The organism is Vibrio vulnificus CMCP6 (assembly GCF_000039765.1).
Classification (GTDB): Bacteria; Pseudomonadota; Gammaproteobacteria; order Enterobacterales; family Vibrionaceae; genus Vibrio; species Vibrio vulnificus_B.
In genome coordinates this window covers 1,785,785-1,802,473 of record NC_004460.2, presented here as the reverse complement: position 1 = coordinate 1,802,473, position 16,689 = coordinate 1,785,785, and the positions used below count along the sequence as shown (strand labels likewise).

Here is a 16,689-nt window from a genome sequence, read left to right as displayed (position 1 = left end):
ATCATTGTTCCGCTACTCTTAGCTATATGATTGTTAGCTCTCGTTAAAAGCATAATTAGAATGACAAGCGACGACTTTAAGAAATCCACCGCTAATTTGAAAAAAGCGGTACCTTTGATGATTAAGAATCACGTAGCTGCCACACCCGCAAACTATGCCCTTTGGTATACCTACGTGGACAACACCATTCCTCAACTCAACCAGGAAATGGATACCGTTTTAGAAAACTACGGTATCTGCCCACCCGCGACTAACGAGCAGCTCTACAACAACTACGTAGCAAGCAAAGCGGAAACCAGCATGAAGGACCTGAGAAGCAACATTGAAGTGTTGTTGCTCGAGGTTGCGAGCTCCATGACGGATACCATCGCGGACACTTCCTCTTTTTCGACCCTCGTTGATAAAAATTTCAGCAAGTTAGAGAAAGTCGAAGATGAAGGCTTGAGCATTGAAGAAGTGATGGGCGTTATACGTGAACTGGTGACAGAGTCACGCGAGATCCGCCACTCCACCCGTTTCCTCACTAGCCAACTCAATAACGCGAGCAACGAAATCTCTCGCTTGAAAGAGCAGTTAGCGGAAGTGCAAAGAGACGCTCTCTTTGATGGATTATCCACGCTTTACAATCGCCGCGCGTTCGATAGTGATCTCAAGGCACTCGTGAATGCCCAGCAAAACCTAAGCCTTATCTTGCTCGACATCGATCATTTTAAAACCTTCAACGACAACTATGGCCACCTGTTTGGCGATTCGGTGATTCGCGCGATTGCCAAACGACTGCAAACAAGTTGCCGTGAAGGCATTGCAGCGTATCGATTTGGTGGAGAAGAGTTTGCGTTGATTGTGCCTAATAAATCTCTGCGCATTGCTCGTCAATACGCTGAGTCACTGCGCCGCACTATCGAAAAACTGAAAGTCAAAGATAAACGCTCTGGCCAGCAAGTGGAAAACATCAGTGCTTCATTTGGTGTTGCCGAGTTGAAGCCAGACGAAACCGCAGAATCGTTGATCGAACGTGCAGACAAACTGCTTTATGAAGCGAAGCAACTTGGTCGTAACCGCGTAATGCCACTGTAAAGACAGCAAAAAAAGCAGCGAGAAGACTTCGAGTCCCCGCAGAAAGGCATACTGCATGCTGAGCGCTCAAAAGCGATAACGGCCAACAAACAACGTCAACACAAACAACAAAGCCCCGAGAATCAACAGAGATGCTCGGGGCTTGAGTTGTGTGTTTATTTAGATGCTATAGCAGTAACTCAGTACATAATCTTCACCACTTTTCGCGGTATATTCTTTATCTTCACTGCTTGCCATTGGCTTACCATTCACATCGCCTTTCACTAGACTGATCCAATGACGCATTGCCGTTGGTGCATCACCCGTTAATTCAGGGCTAAAGGTCGTGCGCGTTTCCAATTGAATATCATCGATATCGACAAGTTCCACACTTCCTGTACCTTTGTGGCAACCCAGCATCACTTCAATGTGACTGCCTGATTCATCGCGTAGCAAGATAGAGCAAGGATCTTCTTTCTCACCGGTGAAAGCGACAAAATGTTTGGGTGCTTGAAGGCCACTGTGGGAACCATCTGCAAAATATGCCATCAGGTGGCGATAATCGATCACATAGCTGGTTACGTCTTGATGTGAGCCAGATTCTAGCGGAAACATTCTGTCGAGAAGCTGTTTCGCTTTTTGTTGTTTTTCATCTTGCTGATTAGAATTTACCGCTTCGACGGCAAATACAGCTTCAGCGATAAATGGGCGTTGTTGTTGGTTTTCATTTTTATCGAATGTCAGCATATTCATCGTCTTGTCCTCTTGGATAACACACAACAATTTTGTTTTAGAGCACATACTTCAAACTTACGTTTTAGTTGCAAGCAAATTTGTGAAGTTGAAGGTTCTTTTCCTTGCTCTCTTAGTATGTAGACTAGCGAATTTTTTACTACAATTTCACAACAAAAATTTTACAGTGTGAATTTTACAAAATGTCTGTGTCAAAAAGCTTGATTCGCCAATCGCATTTTCTGGGGACAAAAATTAGAAATTTGCGGAAAAATAACCACTTAACAATGGAAGACCTTTCTGCGCGCTGTATCCGTATTAACCCTGAATACGCGCCTTCGGTTTCCTACCTATCAATGATCGAACGGGGAAAACGCGTTCCAAGCATCGATATGCTAGAAGTGATTGCTGAAGTTTTTCAAAAAGATCCCGCTTGGTTTCTCGACGATGAACCCGAGCTAGAAGCGATTACCCCCAACAAAGGCAATCGTGGTGGCTTAAATGGGATGGCGTTAGAGCCCAGCTTTCTTTTCTCCAACGACATTTTACAAATCGCCATTCCCGAAATGCTGTCACAAACGGGCATTACAGGACGCCAATTTGCCCACTTATTAATCCGTGCTCACCAAGAAGCCAATCAAAACCATTTCCCAGATTTGGAAAGAGCCGCGGAAGAGGTTGGCAAGAAACGCCTCAATTTATCGGCAGAAGATCTTATCGACATAGCGAAAAGCCTTGGCTTGGACATCCGTTGGATCAATCGCACGCCGAAAGATGTGGTGGACGAACTTGGCGTTAACGCCAAGCAACTCGTCACCTCTTTTATGGAGCCACCGGGCACTATCTACCTCAACAATCTGATGAAAGAGTACCCAACCCGCTTGAAATACGACTTGGCGGTGTACATTGGTCATCGAATTTTGCACAGCTCAGACAACGTGAAAAACGTGCTCTCCATCGGTCACCAAAATAACTGGGATCAGAATGACGATTTCAACCCGACCTCTGAGCTCAATTCACAAGACATTCTGCAAGCTTGGCGAGATTTTGAATCCAGTTTTTTTGCTGGGGCACTCCTTTGTCCTAAAGTGCCTTTCCGCCAATTGCTTGATCGCTCAGGTTACGAAATCGATGTGCATCAGAAAGCGGGCGTGTCACCTTCCGTCGCCATGCGACGTATGACGGTGGTGTCACCCTACCCTCACTGGCACTATTTTGACGCTTATGGCCCGGGCAAGTTAAAAGCGGTTTATCGTGGCAATGGCATCCCTCTGCCTTGGGGAAACATGCGAACGGTTAACGATCCATGCCAGCATTGGGCGGTATTTCGCCGCCTATCTGAACCACGTAATGGCAGTTCTGCACAACTTTCCATCTTAAACGTGGGCAATGAGCCAAGGCTATATTGCTGTGAATCCATTAACGTGATGGACCCTGCAGGCAATAACCGGGTGTTGTGCGCCGGCATCGACCTTAACCCTGCGATTAATGCCCAAGGTGGCGATGCACTCGAGATTGCGGAAGAACTGAAACGCCTATGTGTCAAACAAGGCGGAAGTGCTGAGATTCCTTTCCACATGCGAAAAGACCTCAAGACCATCGCAAAAATATTGAACATCAAATGGATTGAACGAGGAATCGAAGCCCCTGCTCGTCTTATTTGTTCTCGTGGCGCTGTCTGTCCAAGGCAGCCAAGCTGTTATGCCAAATGTTCTGAAGAGGAATAAAAAAAGGCCAAACACAATCAGGTGTTTGGCCGTATATATGTGTGAACAAGTCATTATTCACTAACAACGTCAGTTGGCTAGGTGACCCTCGGCTTAATAAGGGTCACCTTAACTAAAGCAGAATACGTGCCAAGTTTAATATGGGCATAAAATCACGAATTCCGTATCAAATCGACGTATTTATACACACAAAATTGCATATTGCATTTGCATAATGCAACCGCAGACCAATATGCTAACAATTTCATTATCAATAACGCATTATTCTCTGTGGTTACGTTTTAAACGCTTGATATAAATCCGATTAAAATTTGTGTGATTCACTCAACGTTATCTCACTTTACCATCCATCATGCGCGTGATCTCACTCTATACTTGTTTAGAAATTCTTAATGTAAGCGTGTCGTACGTCGCAGATTCGTATGACTTAGAGAGGTTTTATGCATTCGCTTTTACGTCGGTTCCAACTCTATATCATCGTGAGTATTGTGGCTGGAGTTCCTTTACTGATTTCCATTTTCTTAGCTGGCAATACCATCCTTGATTTCAATCGTCAGGCTAAGATGTCAGAAGTGGACAGAGAAGCTATTCAGATGGTGATCTTGTTTGACAACCTAGCCCATAATTTAGCGGTAGAACGGGGACTCACCGCTGGTGTGTTAGGCAGCAAAGGCAATCCAGACCAAGTCGCCGCCTTAGGGCAGCAAAGAGGAAAAGCAGACCAAGCGATCGCCGCGTTGCGCAGCTACAAACCCGAGTTGCTAAATAGTACCTTCGTCAATATGTTGGTCAGCGACATCACTCAGCAACTAAGCCAACTGAACAACGTCCGAGCCGGAGTCGACAAACTTGCACCAACCATTGCGCCATTCGGTTATTACTCCAACCTCAATCAACTGGCGATCGATAACAGCCGCTTAATGCTGTCACAAGTGGGTAACTACCAGCTTGGTGCACTTGGCGAATCTCTTGTATCGATCATCATAATGAAGGAGCGAGCAGGTCAGGTACGCGGCGCACTTAACGGTGTGTTTGCACGCGGCCAAGCAACCCCGGTTCTGTATGCCAATATCCAAGGCTACATCAGCTCCGGTGACTATGCGAAGCGCAGCGCTATGCTTGAGCTTCCCCCACAATTCAAGCAACAGCTGCAAAACCAAGAGCGCAACCAAGTTTGGCAGCAAGTGGAAAGCATCCAAAAGAGCTTCCTGTCTCAATCTGAGCAGCTCGATGCCATCAACGGTCCAACGTCACAAGAATGGTTTAAACTCGCAACAGAACGCATTACCTTGATTAATCAAGTCCGCAATCTGTTACAAGGTGAAATGAACACCCTTTCAGAACAACGCGCGGCCAGTGCCATCATGACCCGTAATGTTCTCACCATCGGCGCCGCTGTGCTTTCTTTCCTGTTTGCGTGGATCGTTATCGCGACCGTCACCAATTTGAGAAGCCGCGTTGGCTCCTTAACAAACAAGTTGTCTGAGATGGCTAAACGTTGCGATCTCTCCGTCGATCTTGACCAAACGGGCCGTGACGAAATTGCCTCTATTGCGGCGAGCATTAACCAACTCAACCACGCGATTCGTCATTTGATTCAAGATGTCAAAGAGACCAATGATCACAGCACAGAACGTCTAAACCAAATCATCGCAACTTCCGGAGAACTCGACTCAAGCGGCCAAGAAACCATCGCAAAATGTGACAATATCGCCACCGCAATGACCGAACTTTCTCAATCCAGCGTTGAAATTGCCCACTCAGCCGAGCGTGCAACCGAAGACACAGACAATATGAACCAGCAAGTATTGGAGTGCCAAAGCCAAAGTACACTTTCATTTAATTCGGTAAAAAGCTTGCTAGCGCAAATCGACGCCACGCAGCATTGCATGCATGAGTTGGAAAGCGATACACAAAGCATTGGGCAAATCGTCGCGACCATCAACGCCGTATCCGAACAAACCAACCTCTTGGCGCTCAATGCTGCGATTGAAGCCGCCCGAGCAGGTGAACATGGCCGTGGTTTCGCGGTTGTCTCATCTGAAGTCAGAGATCTTGCTCAGCGTAGCCAAGAAGCAACAGAGAGCATCAGTAAACTGCTGGATAAAATTCGTGACAACACCAAATCTGCGGTGGATAACATGGCGAAGAGCAAACAGGCCAGTGATGAAACTTTCCATTCTGTCGATGTCGTGAAACAGAGTGTCGAAAAGCTGGAATCGGCTATCGAGCAGGTCAATCAACACATCAGTAGTATTGCCAACGCCACCATTGAGCAGTCTAAAGCCAGTGAGGCGATCGACAAAGATGTCGATGTTTTGGCCGATATTGCACATCGCACCGGTAGCCATGCGAACAACCTCAACGAAATCGTCAACGGTTACCAAGCAGAAGTGCATCGAGTCCAAGGTAAACTTCACGAATTTAAACTCTAGTCTCTCTGGACGAACACAGCACCGCTGTACAAAAATAACAAAGGCCCTGTTGGGCCTTTGTTATTTTTGTTGGCAACACGAATGGTGTGCTTTGGGCGACGCTTAACACTCATCCTCACGCTAGCCAATGGCGGCAAAACGCATTTTGTTGGCTTTCTTCTCGTTATACATACGTTGGTCGGCTTGTTTGAGCATCTCTTCAGAATCTTTCATCTCATGGTGGAACAAGCAGTAACCAATGCTGATGTGCAAATAGATCAACTCACCTTCATACACGATGGGCATAGAGCAAAGCGCCGCTTTGAGTTTATTGAGCAAGATTTCCATGTCTTTTTCATGCGTCATTCTTGCAGAGAGTACCAAAAACTCATCACCACCAATGCGTGCTACTAAGTCGGTCGAGCGCAAAGTGCTCTTCAACCTTTCGGCACAAGCAATCAGTACTTTGTCGCCAGCTGCATGCCCATGAGTATCATTGATCTGTTTAAAGCGGTCGAGATCGAGGTTAATGACGGCAAAGGTATCATCACGGCCTTGTTTCTTAGCGTGTTCAAAATGGTGCTCTAGGGAATACATAAAGTAACGTCGGTTCGGCAACCCCGTCAGCTCATCATGCAAAGAGCGGCTATGTGCCATCGTATAGAGACGATAAATGGCGAGAAACACCAGACAAAGCAATAATGCGGTGGGGTAACCAATCAAACGCACAATTTGTGTTTGATACCAAGGCATTAACGCGGCATAGCGCCCATCATCGGCCACGGCCAACACCCACCCTCCGTATGGAAAGCTCACACGCTCTTTGACAAATGCATCGTTGAACGTCGCTTCATCACCGTAAATCATCGCTCCTTTCTCGGCTTCACTATCCAAACCTTTTATCGCGACTCGGTATTGATAGGCAAAACTGGCAAATCCGACGTCCATCAATAGCGAATCAAAATTCAGTACGGCACTGCACACACCCCAGTATTGTGAATTAAGCGGGGGATCGCTAAAGATAGGCACACGAGCCACCAGCGCCTTGCCTCCTTGAACTAACTCCATCGGGCCAGCAATAAAAATTTCTTCAATGGTTTTCGCTTTAACGATCGATTCCCACTGTGCTGGTTCTTTTTTGTAGTCCAGTCCTAGAACACCCTCATTTCCGACCCATGGATAGACATAATTCACCACGTCATCTCTGGCGAGGCCTATAACGCGTAAATGTTTCCCTTTACGCAGAATTTTCTCAGAAGCTTGGTCAAGTGCTTGCTTGTTGCTATTTGGATGAAGAGAAATGAGTGTTGCTAGGCTGCTTACGATGTAGATGTCCGACACAATCGCCGCTTCCAACTTCGAACGAATGGTGGATAGCTGATCTTTTGCTTCTCGCTGGAAATACTCTTGGCGCACTTTTTTCTGCTCATGATGGAGCAGTTCGACAATGCCGACGGAAAGAGTGATGAACAGGAGAAACAATAAGTTAACACTCCATCGCTTTCCAAACGTATACTTCATTCAATCCCCAGATCAACGCCTACAACGTAGGACAAGAAAATAATAAATCGTTATTATTGTTAAAAAAGTTAATATATGTATAAGAATAAACCAATCTTGTATTTATAGGTAAGCAATATTTCGTCTCTTTTCAGGTAAGTGTATGTCATCTTCGCTGTTTTTGTTTGATTCACCCGATTGGCTGACCATAACCGATGGCCAGTTGCTGTGGTGGCCGACATTTCTTTCTCAAGATCAAGCCGAAACATACTTTACTCAGTTAAAGCATGAACTTCCGTGGGAGCAAAAAGCCATTCAAATGTTTGGCCGCCAAGTCCTACAACCTCGTCTTCAGGCTTGGTGTGGTGACGCGGCTTACACTTATTCAGGCTTGACCATGCAACCTCTGCCTTGGACACCCACGTTACTCGATCTAAAAGCGCGTTGCGAGAATGCCTCCGGCCATTTATTCAACTCGGTATTGGCGAACCTCTACCGCAATGGACAAGACTCTATGGGCTGGCATCAGGATGACGAACCAGAGCTGGGCCGCAATCCCGTCATCGCCTCCGTCAATTTGGGAGAAAGCCGTCGCTTCGTTCTGCAGCACCTCATTAGCAAAGAGAAAATCGAGTTCGAACTGACCAGCGGCTCGTTGTTGATCATGGCAGGCAGCACTCAGCATTATTGGCGACATTGTGTACCCAAAACCGCTAAAACCAAATCGGAGCGGATAAATCTCACCTTTCGCCAGATAATTTCTACCGCCATTTGACCTGACGCTTACATAAACGGCGGCAATAACTGATACCTTTCGATTTATCATCTTGATATGGGACTCAGTCATGAATATCGCCACACGGATACTAATTACCCTGCTATCTCTCGGTATCGGCTTCTCTGCCTTTGCCAGTGAAGAAAACAGCAAACCCACTTACCAACAATCAGCATCCTTGATAAAAAGCACTTACGAGCAGCAACTCTATACCTTGTCGCCGTTTAAAGAAGGTCATTACGGATTGCGTATGTATCGCCAAACACTCGACCCAAAATATTCTGCTGCCGTTTGGAGTGATATGGCGAGAGTCGCAAGCCGCTTAAATCGCTTTGCTGCTGAAGTGTATACGCCCGAGCAAATCATTCTTTATTCTGAAAAGCGTATTGCAAGCTATCTTGATGATACTGATGAACGAAGTGTACGCCGCTATACCGCGACAAAACACATGCCTGAGTATCTGTATCTTGGTGTGGATCTGCTTGGCTCGATGGCTCGTGCCAACGAATATGGTTTAGAGCACAAACAAGACGCCAGGTTACGTGAAGTGATCCGCCGCTACGACTTTAAAAAATACGCCACCAATCCGGAAATGATTGAAGCGTGGGCGGCTCAGCTGGCCAATCAAGTTTATTGGCTTAAACAGCTTGGAGAGCAAGACGTCGTGCAAGCGTTTATTGATGCCTTCCGCCAAACCTATCCGGATGCAAAAGATAAGCAGCTCAATGGCCAACAATACGGCAACAAGCTCTACGGAATGACCCATATTATCTTCGCTGATTCAGAGTACTATCAGCATCAAGTGGATGAGAAGCAGCATCAATGGATCTTTGACTATTTCCGTGAACACATTGACACCATATTAATTCGAGCTAAAGAAGACATCATCGCAGAAGTCGGGATCAGCTTTTTGCTCGCAGGATTAGAAAATGATCCGGTGGTAGAAAAAACACGCCAAGCCATTCAAGCTTCAATCGACCCTGAACGCGGCATGATCCCGTCAGTATCCGGTGATTTTGAGTTAGAGTCAGGCGAACACCGTAACGTGTTAGCCATTATGTTGCTCGATTGGCAGCGCGTGAATGAAGCCCCCACCCTGCAACACAACCCGAAAGTCTTTTCCTCAATGCCTTACGGTTTGATTGCCGATAAGCCAGCTCAACCCTAATCTTTGTAAATCTAGCGCATAAAAAAATGCCCTGTTCTCACAGGGCATTTTTGTTCTCATTTAGCATTTCTTCTCGCTAGCAAAGAAGAAGTCTGCTGAGGCTGTCTGAATTATAGGGAGATAAAAATCCCAGCTAAACATGCACTCATTAGGTTGGCTAACGTACCAGCAGCAACCGCTTTAAGGCCCATGTTTGCTACGTCACTGCGACGCTCTGGTGCCATCACACCGATGGAGCCCAACTGAATCGCAATCGAACCAATGTTAGCAAAACCACACAAAGCAAACGTGATGATCACTTGGCTGTGCTCTGACAACAGCGATTTGTGTTCCACAAAGTCAATGAACGCCACAAACTCATTCATCACAATCTTCTGGCCAATGTAAGAACCCGCTGCGAGCACTTCATTTGAAGGGATACCGATCAACCAAGCCAATGGAGAGAATAGGTAGCCAAAAATCGCTTGCAACGTGACGCCAGTGAAACCAAATAGCTCGCCCAAGTTTTCTAAACCCGTGTTTACCATGGCAATAACACTGACAAACGCAATCAGCATAGTACCCACCGCAACAGCCACTTTCATGCCGCCCATCGCACCACTTGCCAGTGCGTCAATCACGTTGCTTTGGTCAGATTTATCGAGTTCAATGTTGGTATAGTCGCTTGGCGTTGCACGCTCAGGCACGATGATTTTTGCCATCAACAAGCTGCCTGGTGCCGCCATAAAACTCGCTGCAATCAAATATTTCAGCTCAACACCTAAACCAGCATAGCCACCGAGTACACTACCCGCAACCGATGCCATACCGCCTGCCATCACCGCAAACAGTTCTGAACGTGTCATGCTCGAGAGGAAAGGACGAATCAGCAATGGCGACTCACCTTGAGAAAGGAAGATATTGCCCGTTGCAACAAGAGACTCGGCTTTGCTGGTACCCAAGAATTTCTGGATGCCACCACCAATAACTTGAATCACTTTTTGCATGATACCCAAGTAATACAGGGCAGAGATAAGAGCACTAAAGAAGATGATGATAGGAAGAACGCGAACGGCAAAGATGAAACCAGAAGAAGCCAAATCACCAAACAAGAAAGCGATCCCTTCATCGGCGAAACCCAGTAATCCTGAAACCGCATTACTTAGCCCAGCTAGCGCTGCTTGCCCCCAAGGAAAGTAGAGAACCAGAGCTGCAAATCCCACTTGCAGCAGCAACGCTCTAAATACCGTTTTCCAGTTAATTGAACGTCGGCTTTCCGACAACAAAAACGCGCAACCGATCAGTGCAGCGACACCTAATAGACTCAACAAAATATTCATGAGTAACGACCTACTTAAAAATTAAAAATGAAAGAGGAGCTGAAAAACGCAGCAAAAGAAGGAGGGGTATGAAGTGGTGACGATTGACACCATGACTCACGAATGAAATTGAACGAATAGTTCGACATCTTTTTTACCTTATACAAGCTTTCAAAAGTCAGCTGGTCCGGTCCTTGGGGTCATTCACTCAAACGGCCAAACTATTGGGCGATTTGTTTCCATGTGACGGCTTGTATGGGTAAGGGTTATGAACGATAAACCCTATTTCCCGCTTAAACGGGTCGCTAGTATAGCCAACAAAAAGAGATATTCATCACATTTATTTACGCAAACGTTCAAGCGTCCACAATTTAACCAATGCGCGTATTTCCTGCGCTTATCACTACTCTAAATAGGGATAATGATGAGTTTTGGCCCTTAGGTGGACAATAAATATGCAAACGAACCAAAAACACTAATTTATGTAAAGGAAACACTCGCCTTCCACGCTTTTTTAGTTATAATTCGCTTCGGTTTGAAATGAACCGCGTCAAAAAGAAGCTCTGCTTCGACATCCTGTGCCGAGATGGTGAAATTGGTAGACACACTAGCATGAGGTGCTAGCGCCTATGGTGTGAGGGTTCGAGTCCCTCTCTCGGCACCATTCCTTCATAAATATAATCAATGTGATGCAAGGTATTAAGCCAGCTAAAACGAACGCAGATGCGAATCAACTGCTTAGTGAACTTGCTGTTCACGCTTTGTTGCACCTGCAATTCCGTCGCCTTGCTACACCAAATCTTTATTCTCGCCAAGAAAGTAACGATATCCTGCAAAAGTGGTTAAAGCCCAAACTTAAGAGCAATCGCTATAAGTTGATTAAAAAACCACTTAAAGCAATAACACAACAAGCAAAAGGCGAAAGTGGTGATCTAGAGGCTCTGCTCGAACGTTGTGTGGGTGCGGAATCTGCGCCAGTTCAACCCCATCTTGATAGCTATCTGCTACTTATCAATGAAATTGAGAAAAAGTTAGGTACGACCATCTTACTCTCGCGAGCAGAAGATGTGGATTTGTCCCACGATGAAAATGGCTGTCTACTGTGCGTATTGACCCAAAACCTCAATGAGCATTTTGGTTCAAACAATGAAATGCGCTCTCCTATCTCAATGCTATTTCGCGGCCCAATGAGCCAACGTGCTCTGTTCCTTGGTGCTATCTACGCCAATAATACCTTTACCTATTCTGTGGGTTATCAGGACGAACAATTTGTCCGCATCACGCTAGAACTTGCTTAATTGTTCATTTGTAACCTGTTATTCTGATTTTCAAACAAAAATAACAAGTTAAAGGATGACCTATGTTCACTCTCGATGTCACAGAAGAAATTAAACTCGCACTCGTTCAAGACTCCTTCGCAAAACTCTATGCTCCGCTTGTAGCCAAACAACAAACGTATCTATCACAATGGCTAGCTTGGCCCTCTTTTTGCCAAACTGAGCAAGATTTTCAACAATTTGTTCAACGCTCTCTTCATGAGTATGCCGACAAAAAATCCGTGACTTGCGCGATTTTTTACCAAGACAACCTAGTGGGCAACATAGGTTTGCATGAAATCAACCACGACCTACAAAGAGCCTGCATTGGTTACTGGCTCTCTGAAGAACTGCAAGGGAAAGGCATCGTTACCTTGTCGTGCCAAAAAATGTTGGAATACGCCTTTGGCACACTGTCAATGGAGCTGGTGCAACTGAGAGCCGCAAAAGAAAATACCGCTAGTCGTGCTGTTGCTGAGCGTTTAGGCATGAGTCTGGAAGGCATCATTAGCCGTAATGAGAGAGTGCAAGATCGTGTTTTAGATCATGCCGTGTATGCCCTTCGCAAATCCGATTGGCAAGAAAAGCACTCGGAGAAGTAAGCCTTCTTCCAATACCTTTTTATCCAGACTCAAAGCCCAATGGATTCATCAAAAGACTTCTGTCTCTGGTTCCGATATCCTTACGTACCCTTACAAAACTCAGTGCCGTCAAAGAGACGGCATTGTTGTTTTTATGACACTATGCGTAAGTATTTTCCGAGAGCTGATTTGCCATGAAGTATCGTCAAACTGGTTTTACATTAATTGAAATGATCGTTGTGCTGGTGCTTATCGCCATCGTCAGTGCGGTCGCAGCGGTACGTTTTTTAGGAATACAGGCGGATGCTCGAAGTCAGAAGGTTCGTGACATGGCTGGTCAAATGAGAACGGCTGTGGATATGGTTTACGCGAAATCCGCTATTCTTGGGGTGGAAAGCAGCTGTAACTATATTCAGAAAGTCGAAGTAGAAAGCTATTACGTCTGCCACGGCTACCCGATAGCCTACATCGACGCTGTACGGCGCTTGTTGAATATCGATCGCAATGGTGGATTACACATTAATAACAAAGAAATAGATGGTCATCGTGTCGCCGCCATCTCTTTTTATGCGGACAAGTATACCTTCCAAACCAGTGGTGATTTCTGCCAGATCCTCTATCAACCAGAAAAACAGCCACAAATCGTCAGTCTGACCGATGGTTGCTAAAAAGCACGCTTTCTACTCAAAAAGTGGATAAAAGGGGAATTCAACATTCCCCTTTAATGATTCAATGCTTCGCCACCGCTTTGATCAGCACCGAGGTATCCATGCGCCCCAAACCATCTTGTTGCAACTGAGCGTATTGCTGATCCACTTGCTTTGTCAGTGGCAACTCAAGCCCAACACGCTGAGCCTCTTTTAAGCAAAAGCCGAGATCTTTACGCATCCAATCAATGGCAAAGCCAAAATCAAACTTATCTTGCGCCATCGTAGTTGCACGGTTTTCCATTTGCCAAGAACCTGCAGCACCATGTTTCAGCGTGTCTACCACTTGAGCAACATCCAAACCTGACTTTTGCGCCAATAAAATCGCTTCACTTAGCCCTTGTAAAACCCCGGCGATGCAAATTTGATTCACCATTTTACAGCGCTGCCCCTGACCATTTTCACCAAGCAGTGTGGCTTGTTTCGCGTAAGCATCCATAACTGGAGAAACCTGAGCAAAGACGGACTCATCGCCGCCACACATGATGGTTAACACACCATTTTCCGCACCGGCTTGCCCACCAGATACGGGCGCATCAATAAAGGCATTGGAGACTTTCTGACAAGCATCGGCAAGTTCAACAGCCAGTTCTGCAGAAGTAGTGGTGTGGTCAACAAGAATGGCACCAGGTTCTAAACCGGCAAGCACACCATCTTCTCCATAAACAACACTGCGAACATCGTCATCGTTGCCCACGCAAACAAACACAACATCACAACCTAAAGCAGCTTCACGAGGCGTTTCAAATGCAGCCCCTTGATACTGCTCTGCCCATTTCTGAGCTTTAGCGAAAGTACGGTTGTAGACTCGAGTTTCATAACCCGCTTTGCTTAAATAGCCAGCCATTGGGTAGCCCATGACTCCCAACCCAATAAATGCAACTTTTTTGACGTCCATTCTTTCTCCCCAATGACGTTATGACTCGAATCGCTGCAGGGGCCATTTCCCGTATCTTATGGCCATAAGAGGTAGAAATCCACACTGAAACGATCTCAGATAGGACCCCATCATAACTGAAAGCCCCCTCACCTTGCTATATCCGCTTTCCGCACAAATACTTGGAAAGAATGAACGCAACACTTCAGGAGATTTTTGATGAGAAAAGCAACCACATCCAATGGATTGATTCTTATGCTGGCATTCATCAGTGGTTTTAGCATTATGTCCATTGAACTCTTGGGCGGCAAAGTCCTTGCGCCTTACTTTGGCAACAGTATCTACGTATGGGGCAGCATTATTACCGTTTTTATGGTGGCACTCTCATTGGGCTATTTGCTGGGGGGCAATCTTTCCGCACACCATCCTTCTCTAAAACAATTTGCTCGTTTTTACCTTTTCGGAGCCCTGTTTCTCTTGCCCTTGATTTTTGCCGGTAAGCCCATCATGGACTTCACCTTTCTCTGGATAGACGATCCGCGCTACGGTTCTTTAGTCACGGCAATCTTGCTGTTTTTTATTCCTACGGTCATTTTAGGCATGATATCGCCCTATGCGGTGAGATTGATGGTGAAAAACGAACAGCATAGTGGCCAAATCGCCGGTAGGCTCTATTTTGTCTCAACATTGGGTAGTGCACTGGGTACCCTAGCCACTTCCTTCTACCTCGTGCTTTGGTGGGAGATCAATACCATATTGTTAACGCTGACAGCGCTCTTACTGCTGGCTGGGATATTTGCCTACCGGCTGGATACTGCCCCACTCTTCCACGAGGTAGAACTTGATGTCGATTAATCCTATTGTCTTGCTCTTTGCGCTACTGTGCACGTTGCTCTCTCCTTTCTCCATAGGGCAAAGCACTATCATTCATGAACAAAAGTCGCTTTATCAGGATATCGTGGTATTCGAGCACCAAGATTTTCGTTGCCTCTCTTTCACCGCCAAAAAAGGAGAACGAGTCCAAACCTGCGAATACCAAGACCCGCAAGATAAACGTATCTACTTTCCCTATGTGCGAATGACGTTAGCGGGGCTGCTGTTTAACCCGAAGCCTGAGCGAATTCTTATCATTGGTCTCGGGGGCGGCTCGGTCCCCAGTGCGCTTGCAGAGCTTTATCCCGAATCGCATATGGACATTGTCGAAATCGATCCCGTGGTTTCTCAAATCGCGGAACGCTATTTCTATTTTCAACCTAGCCACAACACACGAGTTCACACTGGTGATGCCCGTGTTTACATAAAACGCGCAGGGTTAAAGGGACAAAAGTACGATTTCATTCTGCTGGATGCGTTTAATGGCGAATACATTCCCGAACACCTCATGACTCGAGAATTTCTGATGGAAACTAAGCAACTCCTCAGTAGCAGTGGTGTGTTGGTGGCGAATACATTTTCTACGAGCAAGCTGTATGATCACGAGTCGGCTACATATCGCTCCGTCTTTGGTGAATTTTATAACTTCAAAATTCCTCAAGAGTCGGGCAACCGTGTCATTCTTTCGATGTTAACCTCTTTGCCCAATCAGCAGGCACTGCAACAGCAAGCTGAAGCATTAGCCAGTGCACTGCAGCCATTTGCCATAGAGATAGAGAATTACCCTTCTTTAATGACATTAGAAGCTGATTGGGACGAACAAGCTAGGCTGCTCACAGACCAATTTTCACCCGCTAACTTATTGAAATAAAAACGTTGAATGCGAATCGAGAACGAAGATTGTCGGCACATCACCTGCCAATCTTCGTTCTCCTGTGTCACAATGTCAGTAACAATACTTATCTGGTTAAAGCTGTACTGATGAAATTTAATGCTGCCATTTTCGACATGGATGGACTTCTACTCGACACCGAACGCGTTTGTATGCGCATTTTCAAGCAAGCGTGTGATGTACAAAATCTGCCTTTCTATCAAGAGACGTATCTTTCTATCATCGGACGCAATTCCGCTGGTATCGACGCGATTTTACGTGCTGCCTATGGCGATGATCTTGATCGCCTACATGCAGAATGGCGTAAGCGGTATAACCAAGTGGTTCTGCATGAAGCCATCCCTGTCAAAGAGGGCGTGATTGCCCTACTTGAGTGGCTAAAAGCTCACCAGATACCCGCTGCGGTAGCGACCTCTACACAAAAGGATGTCGCGCTGGTAAAACTCAAGCTGGCAGGGCTTGATCACTACTTTGAATCGATTACCACTGGTTGCGAAGTCACTCACGGCAAACCGGATCCTGAAATCTACCTGCTTGCTGCCAGCCGTTTAAATGTACCACCAGCTCAGTGTCTGGCTTTTGAGGACTCGAACAATGGCGTTCGCGCTGCTGTGGCGGCCAACATGATGACCTATCAGATTCCCGATTTGGTAGAGCCATGTGAGGAAGTTATTGCTTTTGGCCATCGTATTTGCCCTTCGTTGACGGAAGTACTGAAAGAGCTGCAACCAGACTAGATCTGGCAAATGCCACCACTACCACTCACCGCTAAA

15 protein-coding genes and 1 tRNA gene are annotated in these 16,689 nt (G+C 46.1%); 12 read left to right on the top strand and 4 right to left on the bottom strand.

The features are described from left to right. Positions 1 to 60 precede the first annotated feature (60 nt). Positions 61 to 1,077, top strand: a complete 1,017-nt coding sequence (locus VV1_RS22750; RefSeq protein WP_011082489.1) for a GGDEF domain-containing protein — start codon at positions 61 to 63, stop codon at positions 1,075 to 1,077. Between the two features lie 159 nt (positions 1,078 to 1,236). On the opposite strand, the gene VV1_RS22745 is transcribed toward VV1_RS22750, so the two are convergent. Beyond that, positions 1,237 to 1,809, bottom strand: coding sequence for an aldolase/citrate lyase/malate synthase family protein (locus VV1_RS22745; RefSeq protein WP_015727639.1), 573 nt, complete (start codon positions 1,807 to 1,809; stop codon positions 1,237 to 1,239). Between the two features lie 182 nt (positions 1,810 to 1,991). Here VV1_RS22745 and VV1_RS22740 point away from each other — a divergent pair, with 182 nt between their 5' ends. Further along, a complete protein-coding gene (locus VV1_RS22740; RefSeq protein ID WP_011082487.1) occupies positions 1,992 to 3,515 on the top strand; it encodes a DUF3612 domain-containing protein in 1,524 nt (507 codons plus the stop codon). A gap of 440 nt (positions 3,516 to 3,955) precedes the next feature. Further along, positions 3,956 to 5,950, top strand: a complete 1,995-nt coding sequence (locus VV1_RS22735) for a methyl-accepting chemotaxis protein (RefSeq protein WP_011082486.1) — start codon at positions 3,956 to 3,958, stop codon at positions 5,948 to 5,950. A 120-nt stretch (positions 5,951 to 6,070) separates the two neighbouring features. On the opposite strand, the gene VV1_RS22730 is transcribed toward VV1_RS22735, so the two are convergent. After that, positions 6,071 to 7,450, bottom strand: coding sequence for a diguanylate cyclase (locus VV1_RS22730; RefSeq protein WP_011082485.1), 1,380 nt, complete (start codon positions 7,448 to 7,450; stop codon positions 6,071 to 6,073). Positions 7,451 to 7,592: 142 nt separating this feature from the next. On the opposite strand from VV1_RS22730, the gene VV1_RS22725 reads away from it, so the two are divergent. Together VV1_RS22725 and VV1_RS22720 are read left to right on the top strand one after the other, a co-directional pair. Beyond that, positions 7,593 to 8,204, top strand: a complete 612-nt coding sequence (locus VV1_RS22725; protein WP_011082484.1) for an alpha-ketoglutarate-dependent dioxygenase AlkB family protein — start codon at positions 7,593 to 7,595, stop codon at positions 8,202 to 8,204. A gap of 70 nt (positions 8,205 to 8,274) precedes the next feature. After that, positions 8,275 to 9,372, top strand: a complete 1,098-nt coding sequence (locus VV1_RS22720; RefSeq protein ID WP_011082483.1) for a DUF3541 domain-containing protein — start codon at positions 8,275 to 8,277, stop codon at positions 9,370 to 9,372. 110 nt (positions 9,373 to 9,482) lie between these two features. Here the strand turns inward: VV1_RS22720 and VV1_RS22715 are convergent, their stop codons facing one another. Beyond that, on the bottom strand, positions 9,483 to 10,691 hold the full coding sequence (locus tag VV1_RS22715) for a NupC/NupG family nucleoside CNT transporter (RefSeq protein ID WP_011082482.1): 1,209 nt from the start codon (positions 10,689 to 10,691) through the stop codon (positions 9,483 to 9,485). A 559-nt stretch (positions 10,692 to 11,250) separates the two neighbouring features. On the opposite strand from VV1_RS22715, the gene VV1_RS22710 reads away from it, so the two are divergent. The 4 genes from VV1_RS22710 (at position 11,251) to VV1_RS22695 (ending at position 13,235) form a co-directional block, all read left to right on the top strand. Beyond that, positions 11,251 to 11,334: transfer RNA gene (locus VV1_RS22710), tRNA-Leu, on the top strand. Positions 11,335 to 11,359: 25 nt separating this feature from the next. Next, positions 11,360 to 11,968, top strand: a complete 609-nt coding sequence (locus VV1_RS22705) for a DUF2913 family protein (protein WP_011082481.1) — start codon at positions 11,360 to 11,362, stop codon at positions 11,966 to 11,968. 62 nt (positions 11,969 to 12,030) lie between these two features. Further along, positions 12,031 to 12,588 carry a GNAT family N-acetyltransferase gene (locus tag VV1_RS22700; protein ID WP_011082480.1) on the top strand — a complete coding sequence of 186 codons (558 nt, stop codon included), beginning with the start codon at positions 12,031 to 12,033 and terminating at the stop codon, positions 12,586 to 12,588. 173 nt (positions 12,589 to 12,761) lie between these two features. Continuing rightward, complete coding sequence (locus tag VV1_RS22695; protein WP_011082479.1) at positions 12,762 to 13,235, top strand: type II secretion system protein; 474 nt, start codon at positions 12,762 to 12,764, stop codon at positions 13,233 to 13,235. Positions 13,236 to 13,296: 61 nt separating this feature from the next. On the opposite strand, the gene VV1_RS22690 is transcribed toward VV1_RS22695, so the two are convergent. Continuing rightward, positions 13,297 to 14,172, bottom strand: a complete 876-nt coding sequence (locus VV1_RS22690; RefSeq protein WP_011082478.1) for an NAD(P)-dependent oxidoreductase — start codon at positions 14,170 to 14,172, stop codon at positions 13,297 to 13,299. 198 nt (positions 14,173 to 14,370) lie between these two features. On the opposite strand from VV1_RS22690, the gene VV1_RS22685 reads away from it, so the two are divergent. From VV1_RS22685 to VV1_RS22675, 3 genes are all read left to right on the top strand, one after another. Further along, entirely contained in the window at positions 14,371 to 15,006 is a 636-nt protein-coding gene (locus VV1_RS22685; RefSeq protein ID WP_043921227.1) for a fused MFS/spermidine synthase, read from the top strand. Further along, positions 14,996 to 15,895 carry a spermidine synthase gene (locus VV1_RS22680; protein WP_011082476.1) on the top strand — a complete coding sequence of 300 codons (900 nt, stop codon included), beginning with the start codon at positions 14,996 to 14,998 and terminating at the stop codon, positions 15,893 to 15,895. Before VV1_RS22685 ends, VV1_RS22680 begins: the two co-directional genes overlap by 11 nt. A gap of 110 nt (positions 15,896 to 16,005) precedes the next feature. After that, positions 16,006 to 16,653 (top strand): HAD family hydrolase, encoded by a 648-nt coding sequence (locus tag VV1_RS22675; RefSeq protein WP_011082475.1) that lies wholly within the window; start codon positions 16,006 to 16,008, stop codon positions 16,651 to 16,653. Positions 16,654 to 16,689 lie beyond the last annotated feature (36 nt).

Bases quoted from the DNA above. Each gene is read 5' to 3' on its own strand.
- VV1_RS22750 (WP_011082489.1), top strand. From the start codon at position 61: ATGACAAGCGACGACTTTAAGAAATCCACCGCTAATTTGAAAAAAGCG.
- VV1_RS22745 (WP_015727639.1), bottom strand. From the start codon at position 1,809: ATGAATATGCTGACATTCGATAAAAATGAAAACCAACAACAACGCCCA.
- VV1_RS22740 (WP_011082487.1), top strand. From the start codon at position 1,992: ATGTCTGTGTCAAAAAGCTTGATTCGCCAATCGCATTTTCTGGGGACA.
- VV1_RS22735 (WP_011082486.1), top strand. From the start codon at position 3,956: ATGCATTCGCTTTTACGTCGGTTCCAACTCTATATCATCGTGAGTATT.
- VV1_RS22730 (WP_011082485.1), bottom strand. From the start codon at position 7,450: ATGAAGTATACGTTTGGAAAGCGATGGAGTGTTAACTTATTGTTTCTC.
- VV1_RS22725 (WP_011082484.1), top strand. From the start codon at position 7,593: ATGTCATCTTCGCTGTTTTTGTTTGATTCACCCGATTGGCTGACCATA.
- VV1_RS22720 (WP_011082483.1), top strand. From the start codon at position 8,275: ATGAATATCGCCACACGGATACTAATTACCCTGCTATCTCTCGGTATC.
- VV1_RS22715 (WP_011082482.1), bottom strand. From the start codon at position 10,691: ATGAATATTTTGTTGAGTCTATTAGGTGTCGCTGCACTGATCGGTTGC.
- VV1_RS22705 (WP_011082481.1), top strand. From the start codon at position 11,360: ATGCAAGGTATTAAGCCAGCTAAAACGAACGCAGATGCGAATCAACTG.
- VV1_RS22700 (WP_011082480.1), top strand. From the start codon at position 12,031: ATGTTCACTCTCGATGTCACAGAAGAAATTAAACTCGCACTCGTTCAA.
- VV1_RS22695 (WP_011082479.1), top strand. From the start codon at position 12,762: ATGAAGTATCGTCAAACTGGTTTTACATTAATTGAAATGATCGTTGTG.
- VV1_RS22690 (WP_011082478.1), bottom strand. From the start codon at position 14,172: ATGGACGTCAAAAAAGTTGCATTTATTGGGTTGGGAGTCATGGGCTAC.
- VV1_RS22685 (WP_043921227.1), top strand. From the start codon at position 14,371: ATGAGAAAAGCAACCACATCCAATGGATTGATTCTTATGCTGGCATTC.
- VV1_RS22680 (WP_011082476.1), top strand. From the start codon at position 14,996: ATGTCGATTAATCCTATTGTCTTGCTCTTTGCGCTACTGTGCACGTTG.
- VV1_RS22675 (WP_011082475.1), top strand. From the start codon at position 16,006: ATGAAATTTAATGCTGCCATTTTCGACATGGATGGACTTCTACTCGAC.